The sequence below is a fragment of the Gimesia benthica genome (assembly GCF_009720525.1).
GTDB lineage: Bacteria > Planctomycetota > Planctomycetia > Planctomycetales > Planctomycetaceae > Gimesia > Gimesia benthica.
In genome coordinates, this window is the sequence record NZ_CP043930.1 from 4,018,816 (window position 1) to 4,033,744 (window position 14,929).

A 14,929-nucleotide genomic window follows, 5' to 3' on the forward strand; every position below is an offset into this window, starting at 1 on the left:
ATTGCATTAAGTCTCATCAGAGCTGCACCTTCCGCCAATTGCAGCCCCAACTCTCATTATCTCATTCGCACCTTCTATCAATGCAAACGCACGATTTTGCAAATCTGAGGAAATGCTCTTCTGATTTGTGTAATTCGCTGTGAGTGTAATCTTCAGCTCGCCTGTGGGTTCTTATCTGAAAGCTGGCTGGAGAACGATCCGATGTGTTTCTGACGCCCCCAGTACAAATGAATTAATTGCCCTAACTGAAGTTGCGGGACCAATCCATCAGGGGGTGTGTTCACTATTACTCACGATTTACTGAGCCGTTGTTTTGCGGCTCATCTGATACTGAAACTCCCCACCAACGTTAGGGGATCTCAAGATTGATAGCCACGCAGAGTTGGTCTCACATGGCACTTTTAAACCTTATTTGTGAAGGAGATTTTATGCCTCGTTTGTCGTTTCAATTCTTTACTGAAACACCCCGTTCTACATCACCAGCAATCTCTACTTTCTGTAGTCAGATTTCAGTAGACCATTCGGTCTACATTCCTGTTGAGCGTCACTCAGATTCGTTCTTTCAGAGAAATACTCTAGTCCGAAATGGAAAGCGAGCAAGAGAAGGGAAACGCAAAGCACGGAAGCACTGTAGTTGTCAATTGGATTGATCCAATTAACTGCTTTGTACCTTTTATTGACAAAACAACATCACTCATAAAAGGAATTCAATCCATGAATAACAAAGCTATCAACAAACTCTTCAGTCTCGGACAAGTCGTCGCCACTCCCTCAGCCTTGAGCTTGCTGGACGAACACCAGAAGACTCCAGCCGAATTCCTAAGCCGTCATCAGTCAGGTGACTGGGGCGAACTGTGCAAAGAAGACCAGCAAGCTAATGACTCTGCTCTGAAACATGGCGACAGAATTTTCTCCGCCTACAAAATTGATGATGCCAAGATCTGGATCATCACAGAGGCAGATCGTTCATCAACTTGCATTTTGCTTCCAGAGGAATACTGAAATATCGATTTCAATTTCCTCGGAAATCCAAAAGCAAAATACATGAAAACAAATTTGGATTTTTAGAAATAGAAAAACTTTTTTGAAAAACTTTAAATTCGCTCCTCTCAGGAGGGACTCCAGAGAATACAAGATACCTCTTCTTAAAAAAATACGCACCACTTTTTTTCGTCAGGCTCACAGGGTTTTTCAACAGCAACAGAAAGGCAACCAGCATGAACGATCTTAGCGACATTCGCCCTACCAGTATCAGTCACGTCGTAGGACAAGAGCACGTAAAAAGCGTCGTGACAGTTGCCCTTGATTTTGCTCACCAAGAGCATAAAAAGTTTGACCATTCCATGATGTTAGGCGGTGCAGGACTCGGAAAGACAGCTCTCAGTCAAATTATCGCACAGGAGATGGCGACTGAATTTATTGAGCTATTGGGGCAGTCGATTAATACGGTCGCAGATTTGAATGCGGTTCTTCTGTCAGCAAAAGATCGTTCGATTGTCTTTATTGATGAAGCTCATGAATTATCAAAATCCCTTCAAACAACTTTGTACCTTGCGTTGGATCAAAGAAAGATCTTAGTCCACGGAGGAACCAACAAAGCACCTATTAGCATCCCGATTGCTGATTTCACATTATTGTTGGCAACCACAGACGAATATCTATTGCTCCAGCCGCTTAGAGACCGCATGAAGCTCGTCCTGCGATTTGAGTATTACTCAACCGATGAACTAACACTCATCCTCAAGCAGCGTGTTACGGGTTTGAAATGGAACGTAGAAGACTCCGTTCTTCATGAGATCGCTGTAAAAGGCAAGGGGACTCCGAGGCTGGCATTACGCCTACTGGAATCAGCTCACCGTGTTTCCAGATCTCAAGGTGAGAATGTCATTACCCAAGACCATCTCCAGCGTGCCTGTGACTTAGAGCAGATAGACGAGTTAGGGTTAGGACCCACAGAGCAGAAATACCTTAAGATCATCTCGTCTGGTCCAACACGCCTAAATGTAATTTCCTCAACTCTGGGATTGCCTACACGCACAGTCAGTGAAGTAACTGAACCCTATTTGATACGTGCTGGTTTAATCGCCAAGGACGATCAGGGGAGACGCACTATTACCTCAAAAGGGCAATCGCACCTGTCAAATAAGTGTCATATTCAAGAACAGAATTAGTCAAATGAGCGAAAATAAACCATCAAAAAGTATCGTGTCCGTGAGCGAAATGGCACGCATGGTTGGACTCAGCCGTCAGCGTTTTCACCAACTGCGTGGGACCACTTTTCCTGAGCCTGATTACGATCCTAAAACCAAGCGACCTTACTACAACGCAGAAAAGCAACAGGTCTGTCTTGATGTCAGGCAACGCAATTGTGGAATCGATGGTAAACCGATTTTGTTTTATGCCAGACGGAATGATGTAGGCGTCGTTCGGAAACCACATAAGAAGAAAACGGTCAAAACACCAAACAGCAAGTTCGATCAAATTGCTGATGCTATCAAAGCCTTGGGGATGAAAACCGACTCTGGAAAAGTCGGCGAAGTGATCAACAATTTGTTCCCTAATGGGATCGAGAACTCAGATGAAGCCGAAGTGATCCGCTCTGTATTTCTTCAACTGAAGCAGTCAGAGAATGATAACGCAGGAGATTGATGTAAAAAACTGGGAAGATAATGTCGTCAAATAAGAGTCATTATCTCCTGAGTTTCGAGTAATAAGTGTCAAATTCTAGTCCAATTGTTGGAGTTAAAGCGTGAAGAATTCATCCGATAATGTTTTTGAAAACATCTCTGTGAAAAAAGACGAAGCCGATCTGTTCTGTCAGTTTCTGGATGCCAACGATTTCTCTGAGCTGACACGAAAAGCGTTCACACAAGATATCCGCAAGTTCGCAAAATGGTTCTCCGTATCTAATCAGGAACCATTTTCCATCAGTCGGGTGACAGTTCGTGATGTAACCGACTTTCGGAAATATCTGAGGGAAGAGAAGGGGCAGGCAGTTTCTACAGTCAATCGGGCACTGGTAACCATCAGACGGTTCTTTGGCTGGTTGGTCGAACAAAATCATCTTTCAACTAATGTAGCCAAGCAAGTCAAAGAACTCAGAAACCAGCAGTTGGCCCCCAAGGGATTAGAGAAATCAGAAGTCCGAAAGTTGTTGCGTGAAATTGAACTCAGGGGTGACATACGGGCAAATGCCATTTTCTCACTTTTACTTTATACGGGATGCAGAGTCAGTGACGTTGTCAATCTGGAGCTGCCAGATTTAATGATCAGCGAACGATCAGGATCTGTTGTCTTTCGATACGGAAAGGGAAACAAACAGCGGTCTCTGCCTCTCTCTCTACCTGCTCGGAAGGCATTGCAGGCATATCTTGATTCACGACCGCCTGTGAGCAGTCAGTCTGTATTCATCGGGGAAAGGGGGCCGCTCACAGATAAGGGAATCAGATCATTGTGTGATAAGTATGGGGCGATCATCGGCGTGAAGATCTATCCTCATTTGCTCCGTCACACAATGGCACATCAGTATTTAGATGACAGCGACAATGACTTGGTTGGTTTGGCTCAGATTCTGGGGCATGAGAACCTCAACACGACTGCACTTTATACGCAACGAAGTCAGAATCAGCTTTCTGATTCAATTGACAAACTAAACTATTAAAGGAGTACAAACATGATCGAGCTACAAGCAAATAGAGTGGGGTCACACGCACCACGCTGGGTAATAAAATCCAACAAAGATCTCTTCTGGAATGGGGGCGGATGGACCCCTTACCAGAAAGACGCCTTACTTTTCCATGAGTTGAGTGAAGCTCAGGAAGTAATTTCTGAGCTGCTGGATGCACTTTTAGATGCGATGACCACTTGGACGTACAAAGCCACAATTGAAATCGAAGTGAAAGGAGTTGAAAAACCAACGTTGTGGTCGCTCCGTAAACATCTAGAAGAGCACCATAGTGTTTCATCCGATCTAAACGTTGATGGTCCCAAATCGACTTTGATATTTCCCAAAGTGAATTGGGACAACCTGAAAGAGATCAGAACTTAGGGCTGAATGCTCCTTCTTGTCCTGTCTGTTGATGTGTTGTTTCTCGTATCGCAGTTTGACCATAACCTCATTTTTTTATCAAAACGAATTTTTGTTGTAGGCATCAAATGAGACTCTTTGTTACTCCCCAGATCTCTGTTACCGAATTTCTATCAACCGATGGAGATGCAATCATCCAACACCTTGCTGATCGGGAAATATGTGACCGCACAATTGGCATTCCGTTTCCCTATGGAGCTAACGAATGGGACGAAACGATGGTCATAGCAGTCGAATGGGCAATGGAATTCCGTGGTGAGCCTCTCCACCTCGCTATTCGTGATGGCAACGATTATCTAATCGGAGTCGTCGTTTTTGCTGATGTGATTATAGGTCACAAGGCAGAGGTTGGATTTTGGCTTGGGAAGCCATATTGGGGACAAGGTATCATGTCCAAAGTGATGCCTGTTGTCTGCCGCTATGCCATAAACTGCTGGTATCTAGCAAGAATTGAGGCGTCGGTCTTTGATGGAAATGCTCCATCACAGCGTGTACTGGAAAAATGTGGCTTTGAATATGAAGGGATGGCCAGAAAATATTTCTTCAAGGACGACCAGTTCATTGACTCGCTACAATACGCACTGCTGAATGATGTGTCGCAAGTGCCATTTTAGGGGATGGATGATGAAAGTCACTCAACACTCACTCCTCATCCCTAAAAACCGATTCTGTACTGGATCTGAATATCACTGCCAAAATAGCAACCACAAAAGTCAATGAGATCATGTAGAAAATCTGGTCTTCTTTTCTGCCGATGATCAGTCCGATCACGGAAGTGATTAAGGATAGAACCAGAACAAAGGGCAGCAGGAAGACGAGATATAGAATCATCCCGTAATAGTAGATCATCCAGACACTACCAAACACAAAGACTAGAAAAACGATCTTGAGCCACAATGGAACTTCGAGTTCCTCTTGATCTTCAGTTGGCTCTTCCAGCTCTCCCATGATCGTGTCCCCATTGATTATGAAATGATCGAAATAGAATCGTTCATAATCATGAAGAGTACAGGGGAGATAATGGGGGATGTGATGAGATTGATTGAGTTGTACTTAGGGGGCGGACTTGATAGCTAGGTGGTAGAAGGAGGGGAACGGATTGGGGTAATCTGGCTGCCAGAAGAACTTGGAAGTCAATGCTATTCAACCGCCTAAAATGCCTCTATTTAAAGCGATTCTCCCCAGTAATTCAGAGTTTCTTTGGCTAATTCGTGTCCTTGTCTGGCATCTTTGCGGTTATAGAAGCAGAGGCGAGTAAACAAGGTGTAAATTCAGCAATTGTTCCAGCGTTCCATTCTTGTTGGATATCTAGAAATATAATCTTGCTTACAGATTTCAAATTCGTCTTGAGTCCATTCGTAGTCATGTGTTGATAATAGTGCTAATACTTTTTGAGCGTATCTCTTCATTTCGACAGTATTTTCGAAGGCAAGACTGTGCTCTATTTCTCTACTGTCACCAATCAGAAGAATAGGTACTACTTTTTGTGTGGTAAAAGTTGATATTACTCCTGAAGTAGTCTCATCAAACTCATTACAAAATGCTTCATATATTGTGTTTTGGTTAAAAACACCGTCGGGTGACATCCCAATAAGTACATTAAACACGCCTACTCGATGTTCATTTACAAGGATGCTGTGATAGCAGAGTTTTGGGTGAAATATAACAGAGCCGATAGGAAGCTGTTCTATTTCTTTTATCTTAGAACTTTCCATACGGATCATCCAACAGAACTTTCGCATGTTGTCTTCTCCGACTTTCGTCGGAACAAAGATACCAAATCCGGGAGGTAGATCCTTGATTATTCTGGGATCAAATCTTTCATTCATTGAATTTTCTTTCTTTGCCAGCAGCACTGTAAGTGGCTAATTTACGTAAAAATAAATTAGTTCAGAAATGGCTCAGCGAGATCATATCGAACATTTGATTAATGTCCATATAATTACTTTCCCCTGTTCACTGCAAGCCCCCAAAATCGTGTGGAGCCCTCAATATGACTGTAGAGAAACAGACAAAAGAAAAGAAGAAAACGAAAGAGCAAGAAGACGATTCACCAAGCCCATACTGGTTACTTCTTGCTGCGATTCTTGTTATTGCTGTTCTCATAATCTTCTGGTATTCAGTCACAAAGCTAATCTGCAAACCGGAACAACAAGGTCAGTTTGGTGATATGTTCGGGGCAGCAAATACACTTTTTTCAGGGCTGGCATTTGCAGGAATCATTTACACAATTTGGTTACAGAGGACTGAATTGAAATTGCAACGTCATGAACTTCAAGAAACAAAAGAAGAGTTAAAGCTTTCAAGAATGGCACATGTGAAAACCAGCGAAATAATGGACGCTCAACTTGATATTTTGAAGAATACATCCAAACTAGAAAATGCAAGGTATAGAAAGGAAGTCTTGCCATTCTTTGTTTTAAGGTATAGCGACAACAATAACAGAAAAGAACAAGAAGGATATTTAAAACTTCGAATTGAACTTAAAAATGTAGGTCAAAAAATAAACGAAATATTCCTTGTCCAACTAAGAGATGACCTGCCCCCCGGAAACCCAGACCAAGAGTTAAAACACATTGGCGAACAAACTGACTTCACTATGACTGCTTTATGCCCTGCTAACGAAGAAGACTCAGTGGAATATTTTGACATGAGCTTTAGCACTATGGATGGTATTTTATGGAAGACCAAATTGACATTTTTTGTAGTCAATCATGAAGTGAGATCATTTATATTTGGAAATCCAACTGAAGTAGCAGAACGTAAGAAGATACCCAAAAAGACTGCCGAATAAAGAATGGTCTATTGTGGATACTCATCAAATTTCCATTCACCACCGTCTGGCATCTCCCAAAAAGCTGGATCATCCAGTATCCCATATTTAGGGTTTTTTATATTTGACAGGCGAGCAATGGTGGTATTCAGTTTCTGTGTTAGTTCTATAAATCCACGATATTTAAGGGGTATTTCAGACTCTAATTGCTCATCAGTTAACCAATACTCAGATATTAGGTGAGCATCTCTAGTACCATGTGCTTTTATAGGATAATCAGTTTCTATTTCATATATATGATATACACCTTCACTACTAGGAATCCCTGCTAGACATTGCCAGACTTTAGGGGCTAAACAAATAGATAAAGCAACAAACATTCTGTAAATTTCCGGGGCCTTCGGTCTCTGTGATCAGCATTAAATTGTCAGGTATCTCATGCCGGTTTCCCAGTCGTCGCTGAGTTCCACCAGGACCGCGGTCACCAGCCTCAGCAACGACTCCTCATTGGGAAACAGTCCCGCTACGCGGGTACGCCGTTTTAATTCCTTATTCTGCCGTTCGAGCATGTTTGTGGTTCGCATCCGCTTGCGATGACCGGCAGGGATGGTAAATACGGTCAGTCCTTCCAGGATGTTTTCTTCCGCCCAACTCGCCAGTTTCGGAGCTGTTTTTTCATGAGTGGAAACGAACCGTTTCAGTTCATTCAGCGCATCATCCAGGTCTCTGGCATTAAAGATATTGCGTAATTCATCGCTCACCTGTTTGCGCAAATGAACCTTGGGAACGTATTGCATCGCGTTTTGCATCAAATGAAACTGGCAACGCTGCCAGGGCGTGCCAGCGAGCATGTTCTGTCGTGCCGCTTTCAGGCCTTCGTGTGCATCACTGACGATCAGCTTCACGCCATGCAGTCCGCGCTGGTTGAGTGAACCCAGGAATTCACGCCAATGGACTTCGGCTTCGGAGAGCGACACAGACACTCCGAGTACGCTCCGATGACCGCTGGCCAGGACGCCGATCGCAATCAGCACGGCACAGTCCCGCACGCTGCCTTCCACGCGAACTTTTTCATAGCGGGCGTCGAGGATCAGGTATTCCACCTGCCCCAGCGGTCGATTACGCCACGTTTCCAGCTCTTCGTCGAGCAGTTTCGCTGCCCGACTGACCTGTGTACTGGTGACATCAAATCCACAGAGTTCGGTGGTGATTTTGGCGACCTTACGGGTAGAGACGCCTTGAACATACATTTCAGCGATTGCCAGCTTCAGTGCGCGTTCACTCCGTTCGCCGCGTTCCAGTGCAGAGGGATAAAAGTCGCCATCGCGTGTCTGGGGCACTTGCAGTTCCAGCTTTCCGAGGCGACTTTGAAATGATTTTGGCTTGAAACCGTTGGCATAAGAACGGCGTGTTACGCTGCGTTGATACGGTTCGGCACCGAGGTATTCGGAACGTTCCAGCTTCATCGCTTCGTTGAACAGGATCTGGAGTGCTTGCGACATTTCATCGAATCCATGATCGGCCAGGAGCTGGACAGCGTCGAGAATGTTGTTAGATTGTTGTTGGTGGGCCATGGTTGGAGTTCCTTTTCTGTTGTGGAAAACATTAAAAAGAAACCGATCTGGCCCACCCTTTCAAGGGCTCGCCGGAGTGGTGCTTGTTATTTTCGCTACGCTCAAATAACAAGCACCACTCCGGCACACAGGTAATTTACAGAAGAGATGTTACAGTAACAACAAATACGTGGTATTTCTGGTTCCTGATAAGCCTTTGTTTCTGGATCTGGTACTCTAGGAACTATTACACCTTCTCTCCAAGATGAACTCTTAGCAATAGCTTTGAGATGTGGAATAGAAGACAAGTGATACCAGAATTTTGACATAATTTTCCTCAAATCGATCTAGTGTTAAAAAGTTCTACTTTTGCTTTTCCATTAATAGGAATATTGACACCACCTAAGCAGATGATGCATGCCGGCGGCAGCGACGGTGATGGCGCGTTTGGCGTATTCCTGTCCTTTCACATCGCTGTAGTCGATGTCGTAATGGCCGTGTTCTTCAAGGGCATTTTCCCAGCTGAACTCGACCGGTTCGATGGGCAGTGTTCCCGTATAAAAGCCAACCGCTTCGGCCAGTGTGCCGACCGCGTAGACATCCAGACCATCGACGACCGCTGCTTCATCGGCATTCTCGACAGGGACGAGCAGTCCCTGCTTTCCCTGCTCACGGGCGGAGAGTGCCATCGACAGAGCACCCCGAATGGGGCGAATTGTACCATCCAGCGCCAGTTCTCCCACGGCGGCGTAGTCTTCGAATCGGTCTGAAGAGAGTTGTCCGCTGGCAGTTAACAATCCGAGGGCGATCGGTAAATCAAAGGAAGCGGCGTCTTTGGGGAGGTCGGCCGGGGAGAGGTTGATCACAATCCGGTCGATCGGACGATTGTATCCGCTGTTGACCAGAGCCCGTTCGATCCGGTGGGTGCTCTCTTTGACGGCTGCTTCCGCCAGCCCGACCAGAATGGTCTTGGGCAGCGCGCCGGGCGAGATATCGACTTCGACTTCCACCGGTCTGGCATCGATGCCAAACAGGGAATAGGTATAAAGCTTGGCCAGCATATACGGTCTCTGTCATCAACGGGAATTACGTTTATTATGTCCAGTGTTCAATTGATTCAGGCTATGCTACCGGAAAACGGAACACCAGTCCATATATTCGCTGCTTTTTAAACAATCTAATCTGATGGATATTGCAAACACAGCAATGATTACGAACAGTGTGTAGTAATCTGAGTAAACATCACTCTTAAAGAGGTATTCAGTTTTTCTTAATTAAAAATGGTTGTCGGGAAGTAAAACAAATTTGACTTCTTCAGAAACCTGACGATAATGAATTTAGTGCTAGTTGCACGAATGCACTCCGGGAGGAGTGTAGAAACATTTTACTGATCCCTAATCGGGTTCAAATTCTAAACTCTCCTGATTGGAGAAGAGAGGATTCCTACAATGGAACCTATTGATTTGCGCGCGCTTTCTGCGCCCCTCGAAGCATTACGCCCACGTTTAGAAGAGGCATATCAACATCTTGATAAGAAATGGTGTGAGATCAGCGAGTGCCTTAAGTCACTACCAATTCCGGGTAATGTGTCGGTTATTATTCCAAGTGATGACCACCATCCCGAAGACTACCTGACCCTCGAATGGGGAAAATTTAAGGGCAAAAAACGGATTTATTTCTCCTATCACAATTTCAATCCAAGCCCTTACGGAGACTATGAGGTAACGACCATTCCTTATGAGGAGTGGAGCGGTGAGCAGCGAATAGCAATGTTAGAACATGTTCCAAGTCTGTTTGCCGCTGCTGCTGAGGAAACAGAAAAATTCATCAAACGCGCCCATAGATAGGAGACCCCCAGTATGAGTTCTCCTAAATTCCCATCATGGGTTGCGTCATTTGTCTGCGTTGCTCCATATTTAATATTGTTGATTTATGTGGCATCCACATTTTTTGGTGTGGAATTAGCTAGTGCGAATATGTTCTGCTTGATATTGCTTTGCAGACAAATCTCTGCGGGAGTATTAAATGTTCCACCTTTGCTGGTAATTATTCGCAGACCTAAAACGAGCGAATAGTGTTGAACCCGGTCCTTATTTCCTGTGACGATTGGGACCGGGTTTTATTAGTGTAGTCTTCACTCCCTTCCAAATGAATAGTATTTCCAGCCTAGTAAGGGGGAGTGAGTTTAGTTTCTGCTGAGTATATTTGGTGCTCCTGAGTTAGTGTCTATGTGTATATATTCGCAGGCTGGTATGCGACTGATTTCGGGTTAAAAAACGGGTCAAAACCGGAGGATTTCGGTAAAGCGTCTCTGATTTTCAGTGGAATGGCTTTTTTTCATCCGATACTTTGACTAGAATACCCGACCCGTTACGAAAGAGATTCTGCAGACCTCATCAGTAATTGTGTGGTCTTAATTCATATAATTTGAAGACCATCGAAGGATAATGTCATGGCTAAAACACAGCGTAAACTGAAAAAAGCAAACCACGGTCGCCGTCCTGCCAGTGCCAAAGCACGCAAGGCGAAACGGAAGCACATCAAGTTCTAAGTTGATGTCGCAGCGTTAGTTGCGGACCCGAGAAACATGAAAACCTCGTCCGGGATGTTCGGATGAGGTTTTTTTGCTGCGCCCAGCGAGATTCAATTCAGCCCCAGACCCTGCAGGTCGGCATCGAGAATCTGGGCGGTTTTGATGGCATCCTTCAGCTTGCCGACCACAAAATGCTTATGATTGGCAACCGCCTGCTCGGTAATCTGCAGCGTGGCAGCGACTTCTTTATTCGCTCTGCCCGAGACGAACAACTGCTCCATGCACTCCAGTCGCTCGAATTCGCCATTCTGGATCCAGCACTGAATCAGATCTGACAGGCTTTCACAGATGACCTGCTCCTCTTTGCTTTTACGCTCTTTGCTCCGTGCCAGACTGGAAGCCACACGGGTCCGTCCTGCCGGTTCCCGGTAGCTTTCCCGCTCACCGTTTTCGTGGGGGAACAGGGGGATCGTCGGGCGTCGTCCCTGTTTTCGCAGCAGGTCTGTCAGCTTATGCGAGGCGATGGCGAACAGAAACGATTCCAGTGGCGTATTCGCATCGTAGTTAGGAATGCTGATCAGAAAGCCCATGAAGGTTTCCTGGACGACATCTTCGCTGCTGGCACGATTCCGCAGGCGTCTGTCGACAAATGCCAGCAGCCGACCTTCAAAACGCGCGATCAGCTCGGCCCAGGCGCCAGAGTCGCCTTGTCTGATTTGTGACACGAGGAGTTGATCGGCTTCGTCAATCGGCATGAGAGCTTCGTCGGTTTCCGCAGGAATGAAGAGAGTTCAGTCAGCCTGGATTGTAGCCTATTGATGCGAGGCTCTCAAATACACGGTCGTTCCCAGGCAGAGCAGCGTCACAAATGCGAATGCGCCCCCCAGCCAGATCACCCGTTGATTTCCCGCCTGCAGCTTCCATTTCGTATAAAACGTCTGCTTCACAGAGGGGGAGAGTTCGACTTCCACATAAGCACGGTACATATCCTGCTTAAATGATTCACCGGATTTCAAGACATCACCAAAGTCATGCTCAATCGTCTGGTAATAGCTCCGCCGCATGGCGACCTGTCTGACCAGTTCCGGGCTGAGCGTTCTGGCATCCGACGAGTACTGTGGATGCTCAGCGCTAAGTGTTTCTTCGAATTTCACACGTGCTCTTCCCAGTGCATCCTGAAATGCTTCGGCCGGAGTGGCAAACAGTCCTGATTGAAAAACCTGCTTCATGCCTCCTGAACCTTCCTGACTGGAACTGATCCACTCGGGCAGCGGTTCCGCTTTCTTAGGCTGGTCAGCCTTGGGGGCGTCATGCGGCTTTGGTGCAACTAAAGGCAGTTCGGGCAGCGGAATCGATGACTCCTCTACCAGTGTATCAGGTGCTTTGACGGCAACTGCTGTTGTCCCCTGTACCACAGTCGCTTGTGAATTACTTTCCATGCTGACGTAAGACACGGCCAGCACAGCGGGAATAAATGCCACGAGGCAAACGCCCACAATCGCAAGGAAACGGGCTTTGTATTTCACCATCAGGAAACTCAGAACTGCAACGATTACGGCAATGGAAATCAGAGCCATAAAACTCATGGATACACTGTCTTGGGGACTCATGCCTGTACCTCCTGCATTTCAATCGCTCGCTCATCGGGATGGATCCAGGAAGCAGACAACTGGACGACACTGGAAATAATCGCGGCCCAGGTCAGACCCATTACAACCGGGAAGGCCCAGATGGCTGTGATGACGTAAGCCACGAAAACCGTCAGCAGGACAGAACGGACTCTGAATTTTCGCGGGCGGAAGGCATCAGCGTGCCACCACCAGCGACGGAAACAGAACAGCAACCCGAAGAACACGACGTAGGAAATCAACGTAGGTTGTCCATTCGGCAGCACCAGGGAATAAGGTCCAATCACGTTGAACAGGGGTTTTAATCCCAGATACATTCCTCGAGAATCGGGCAGGTCGGTCAGTAACAGTTCGGTCTGCAACAGATAGATCAGTGAGCCGACGACGACGCCCGCACCCAGCCAGATAATCCGACGCGTACTCTGATCGAACGACTTACCTTCCGTGAGCTTGGCTACCAGTAACGCACCCCAGGCAGCGATCAATGTGCCGAAAGTAAGCAGTCCAAAGGGGGCCAGATCGGTGCCGCTCCAGAAACCGTTGGCGATACGTCCATCGGTGAAGCAGACCACGCCGGCCGCGATGACCAGTGTGCAGACGACTGCTTTGACGATGGAATTGCAGATATCGTATGTTCGAGCGCGCCGGGACACAGAACGGGGCGTCAGCGGCGTCAGGTTTCTGGAAAAACGCGGTTTACGACGGTGCTGTTCGCGGACCCGACAGCGTTCTGCTTCTGCCTTCTGCTGTTCCCGCTCGCGGATGATCTGTGTCTCCTGCAGAACCTGTTCGCGATAAGCTTGGGCTTCGGCCTGATTCTGCTGTGCGGGCTGTTTATCCCAGAGATCGCTGATCGGAGGAGGACCTTTCACGATGGCGCTAAACAGTCCGGAGAAGAGCATTCGACTTGAACCCGCGGTGAGCAGAAGTCCGCCACAAAAAGCACAGATCAAAATTCCCGACGCGAAGAGCGGCGCACCGGCGAAAACCCCCACCACGGCCATGAGCAGTCCAAAAGCGAGCATCACGATCAGCAGAATGGCCGGCAGTAACAGCAGGCTGTATGCCCAGTGTTTGTCTGATTGCGCTATGTTAGAATCCGTGCCTCTGGAAGGCTGCCCATTGACTGCTTCGTATTCGAAAGAGTCATTGGGAATTTCCGTAACAGTGTCGCGTTGGAACAGAGCCCGCTCGAATTCGCGTTTGAATTGTTTGATGTCAGAAATTCGCTGCTGTGGATCTTTTTCCAGAGCCCGTCCCACAACGGCTCTCAGGTGAGCCGGCAGACGACTGAGGTCCGGCTTCTCAGAGAGATGTTTCATCAGAATCTCTGCCGTCGATTCCCCGTCGAAGGGAACGACGCCGGTCACCATCTCGTAAACCAGGACACCGGCCGCATAGACATCGACTTCCTTGCCGTAACGCCCTCGTGCGACTTCAGGCGCCATGTAGTGTACTGTGCCCACGCTCTGCGTATTTGCACTGCGGCGACTGTGGGTAATAAACTTGGACAGACCCACGTCACCGACTTTGATGATCTCGCCATCTCGAAAAACGTTGGATGGTTTCAAATCCCGGTGTACGAGACCGCGGCTGTGTAGATACGACAGGCCTTCAGAAATTCCGGAGAGCCAGTACCGGACCTGCTCCATCGGCATCCCGTCGGGATACTGTTGCAGTGCCTTGTCCAGTCCCTGGCCCGAGACGTACTCCATCACCACCCAGTGATCGCCGTCCCGGTCCGTTTTGACATCAAAGATGGTGACCAGGTTGGGATGTTTGAGATTCAGGCACTGTGTGACTCCCCGCAGTTCGACGTCCATGTTCTGCTGCAGCAGTTTTAAGGCGACCTCTTTACCGGAATCGGTCAGGGCGTAGTACACCTCACCAAATCCGCCCCGATCGATGGCGCGTTTGATCGTAAATCCTTCAAGAGGCTTTGATTCTGGTGCGAAGGTGAATTTCATGGCCGCTTCCATCCGTTAAACAACGTTGTTGTCGTACGGTACTGTTTCTAGTGACTCTGTTTGAATAACGTTCACAGAGTCATTCTGGTTCATAGTTTTTCGTAAGTTTTACTGCCCCGTCTGCTTAATTCGTTCCGGTCGACGCACAATGTAGTACAGCAAGGCTCCCAGTGCCTGCAGGAGAATAATCACAACGGCCCAGATAATTTTATCATTTCCCTCTGAGGGTTCGTATTTCAGGCAGTCAATCAGCATCCAGATCCAGAACACAAAATAAAGGACCGTAAAGGCCAGTGAGAATAAAAATAGAATGAGACTTATGATTGAGAACATGATGCCGATTTCCATAGTACAAACTGTGTTGTTACGCGAGACAACCCCGAAGCAG

Annotated in this window: 17 protein-coding genes and 1 pseudogene; 9 read left to right on the plus strand and 9 right to left on the minus strand. The window is 46.9% G+C overall.

The features are described 5' to 3' along the window. The first annotated feature begins 585 nt into the window (after nucleotides 1–585). From F1728_RS15385 to F1728_RS15410, 6 genes are all read left to right on the plus strand, one after another. Nucleotides 586–1,002: a hypothetical protein gene (locus F1728_RS15385; RefSeq protein ID WP_228030194.1), complete on the plus strand. Its 417-nt coding sequence runs from the start codon at nucleotides 586–588 to the stop codon at nucleotides 1,000–1,002. A gap of 215 nt (nucleotides 1,003–1,217) precedes the next feature. After that, a complete protein-coding gene (locus F1728_RS15390) occupies nucleotides 1,218–2,171 on the plus strand; it encodes a Holliday junction DNA helicase RuvB C-terminal domain-containing protein (RefSeq protein ID WP_155364862.1) in 954 nt (317 codons plus the stop codon). A 4-nt stretch (nucleotides 2,172–2,175) separates the two neighbouring features. Further along, a complete protein-coding gene (locus F1728_RS15395) occupies nucleotides 2,176–2,649 on the plus strand; it encodes a hypothetical protein (protein WP_155364863.1) in 474 nt (157 codons plus the stop codon). A 139-nt stretch (nucleotides 2,650–2,788) separates the two neighbouring features. Continuing rightward, nucleotides 2,789–3,661, plus strand: coding sequence for a tyrosine-type recombinase/integrase (locus F1728_RS15400; RefSeq protein WP_228030195.1), 873 nt, complete (start codon nucleotides 2,789–2,791; stop codon nucleotides 3,659–3,661). A 12-nt stretch (nucleotides 3,662–3,673) separates the two neighbouring features. Next, a complete protein-coding gene (locus F1728_RS15405) occupies nucleotides 3,674–4,048 on the plus strand; it encodes a hypothetical protein (protein WP_155364865.1) in 375 nt (124 codons plus the stop codon). Nucleotides 4,049–4,155: 107 nt separating this feature from the next. Further along, nucleotides 4,156–4,701, plus strand: a complete 546-nt coding sequence (locus tag F1728_RS15410; RefSeq protein WP_155364866.1) for a GNAT family N-acetyltransferase — start codon at nucleotides 4,156–4,158, stop codon at nucleotides 4,699–4,701. A 28-nt stretch (nucleotides 4,702–4,729) separates the two neighbouring features. Here the strand turns inward: F1728_RS15410 and F1728_RS15415 are convergent, their stop codons facing one another. Together F1728_RS15415 and F1728_RS15420 are read right to left on the minus strand one after the other, a co-directional pair. Further along, a complete protein-coding gene (locus F1728_RS15415; RefSeq protein WP_155364867.1) occupies nucleotides 4,730–5,035 on the minus strand; it encodes a hypothetical protein in 306 nt (101 codons plus the stop codon). Nucleotides 5,036–5,358: 323 nt separating this feature from the next. Next, nucleotides 5,359–5,916: a hypothetical protein gene (locus tag F1728_RS15420; RefSeq protein WP_155364868.1), complete on the minus strand. Its 558-nt coding sequence runs from the start codon at nucleotides 5,914–5,916 to the stop codon at nucleotides 5,359–5,361. Between the two features lie 164 nt (nucleotides 5,917–6,080). Between F1728_RS15420 and F1728_RS15425 the strand changes: the two genes are divergently transcribed. Next, on the plus strand, nucleotides 6,081–6,881 hold the full coding sequence (locus F1728_RS15425) for a hypothetical protein (RefSeq protein WP_155364869.1): 801 nt from the start codon (nucleotides 6,081–6,083) through the stop codon (nucleotides 6,879–6,881). 8 nt (nucleotides 6,882–6,889) lie between these two features. Here F1728_RS15425 and F1728_RS15430 read toward each other — a convergent pair whose 3' ends face one another. The 3 genes and pseudogenes from F1728_RS15430 to F1728_RS15440 all read right to left on the minus strand — a co-directional run. After that, nucleotides 6,890–7,240: a hypothetical protein gene (locus tag F1728_RS15430; RefSeq protein ID WP_155364870.1), complete on the minus strand. Its 351-nt coding sequence runs from the start codon at nucleotides 7,238–7,240 to the stop codon at nucleotides 6,890–6,892. 39 nt (nucleotides 7,241–7,279) lie between these two features. Beyond that, nucleotides 7,280–8,434, minus strand: coding sequence for an IS256 family transposase (locus tag F1728_RS15435; RefSeq protein ID WP_155363077.1), 1,155 nt, complete (start codon nucleotides 8,432–8,434; stop codon nucleotides 7,280–7,282). Nucleotides 8,435–8,817: 383 nt separating this feature from the next. Next, nucleotides 8,818–9,474 (minus strand): annotated as a pseudogene (locus F1728_RS15440) (magnesium chelatase domain-containing protein); the annotation flags it as partial. A 387-nt stretch (nucleotides 9,475–9,861) separates the two neighbouring features. On the opposite strand from F1728_RS15440, the gene F1728_RS15445 reads away from it, so the two are divergent. Together F1728_RS15445 and F1728_RS32590 are read left to right on the plus strand one after the other, a co-directional pair. Next, on the plus strand, nucleotides 9,862–10,260 hold the full coding sequence (locus tag F1728_RS15445) for a hypothetical protein (protein ID WP_155364871.1): 399 nt from the start codon (nucleotides 9,862–9,864) through the stop codon (nucleotides 10,258–10,260). A gap of 605 nt (nucleotides 10,261–10,865) precedes the next feature. Then, nucleotides 10,866–10,964, plus strand: coding sequence for a 50S ribosomal protein bL37 (locus F1728_RS32590; protein WP_002645378.1), 99 nt, complete (start codon nucleotides 10,866–10,868; stop codon nucleotides 10,962–10,964). 92 nt (nucleotides 10,965–11,056) lie between these two features. Here F1728_RS32590 and F1728_RS15450 read toward each other — a convergent pair whose 3' ends face one another. From F1728_RS15450 to F1728_RS15465, 4 genes are all read right to left on the minus strand, one after another. Continuing rightward, nucleotides 11,057–11,701: an RNA polymerase sigma factor gene (locus tag F1728_RS15450; protein ID WP_155364872.1), complete on the minus strand. Its 645-nt coding sequence runs from the start codon at nucleotides 11,699–11,701 to the stop codon at nucleotides 11,057–11,059. 57 nt (nucleotides 11,702–11,758) lie between these two features. After that, entirely contained in the window at nucleotides 11,759–12,556 is a 798-nt protein-coding gene (locus F1728_RS15455; protein WP_155364873.1) for a hypothetical protein, read from the minus strand. Further along, nucleotides 12,553–14,541: a serine/threonine protein kinase gene (locus tag F1728_RS15460; protein WP_194242386.1), complete on the minus strand. Its 1,989-nt coding sequence runs from the start codon at nucleotides 14,539–14,541 to the stop codon at nucleotides 12,553–12,555. The genes F1728_RS15455 and F1728_RS15460 overlap by 4 nt, the downstream gene beginning before the upstream one ends. A gap of 108 nt (nucleotides 14,542–14,649) precedes the next feature. Further along, the gene (locus F1728_RS15465; protein WP_149338776.1) at nucleotides 14,650–14,874 is read right to left on the minus strand and encodes a PLDc N-terminal domain-containing protein; all 225 of its coding nucleotides are present in this window, start codon (nucleotides 14,872–14,874) and stop codon (nucleotides 14,650–14,652) included. Between the last annotated feature and the right edge of the window lie 55 nt (nucleotides 14,875–14,929).

Coding starts and splice junctions, on each gene's coding strand:
- F1728_RS15385 (WP_228030194.1), top strand. CDS start 586: ATGGAAAGCGAGCAAGAGAAGGGAAACGCAAAGCACGGAAGCACTGTA.
- F1728_RS15390 (WP_155364862.1), top strand. CDS start 1,218: ATGAACGATCTTAGCGACATTCGCCCTACCAGTATCAGTCACGTCGTA.
- F1728_RS15395 (WP_155364863.1), top strand. CDS start 2,176: ATGAGCGAAAATAAACCATCAAAAAGTATCGTGTCCGTGAGCGAAATG.
- F1728_RS15405 (WP_155364865.1), top strand. CDS start 3,674: ATGATCGAGCTACAAGCAAATAGAGTGGGGTCACACGCACCACGCTGG.
- F1728_RS15410 (WP_155364866.1), top strand. CDS start 4,156: ATGAGACTCTTTGTTACTCCCCAGATCTCTGTTACCGAATTTCTATCA.
- F1728_RS15415 (WP_155364867.1), bottom strand. CDS start 5,035: ATGGGAGAGCTGGAAGAGCCAACTGAAGATCAAGAGGAACTCGAAGTT.
- F1728_RS15420 (WP_155364868.1), bottom strand. CDS start 5,916: ATGAATGAAAGATTTGATCCCAGAATAATCAAGGATCTACCTCCCGGA.
- F1728_RS15425 (WP_155364869.1), top strand. CDS start 6,081: ATGACTGTAGAGAAACAGACAAAAGAAAAGAAGAAAACGAAAGAGCAA.
- F1728_RS15430 (WP_155364870.1), bottom strand. CDS start 7,240: ATGTTTGTTGCTTTATCTATTTGTTTAGCCCCTAAAGTCTGGCAATGT.
- F1728_RS15435 (WP_155363077.1), bottom strand. CDS start 8,434: ATGGCCCACCAACAACAATCTAACAACATTCTCGACGCTGTCCAGCTC.
- F1728_RS15445 (WP_155364871.1), top strand. CDS start 9,862: ATGGAACCTATTGATTTGCGCGCGCTTTCTGCGCCCCTCGAAGCATTA.
- F1728_RS32590 (WP_002645378.1), top strand. CDS start 10,866: ATGGCTAAAACACAGCGTAAACTGAAAAAAGCAAACCACGGTCGCCGT.
- F1728_RS15450 (WP_155364872.1), bottom strand. CDS start 11,701: ATGCCGATTGACGAAGCCGATCAACTCCTCGTGTCACAAATCAGACAA.
- F1728_RS15455 (WP_155364873.1), bottom strand. CDS start 12,556: ATGAGTCCCCAAGACAGTGTATCCATGAGTTTTATGGCTCTGATTTCC.
- F1728_RS15460 (WP_194242386.1), bottom strand. CDS start 14,541: ATGAAATTCACCTTCGCACCAGAATCAAAGCCTCTTGAAGGATTTACG.
- F1728_RS15465 (WP_149338776.1), bottom strand. CDS start 14,874: ATGTTCTCAATCATAAGTCTCATTCTATTTTTATTCTCACTGGCCTTT.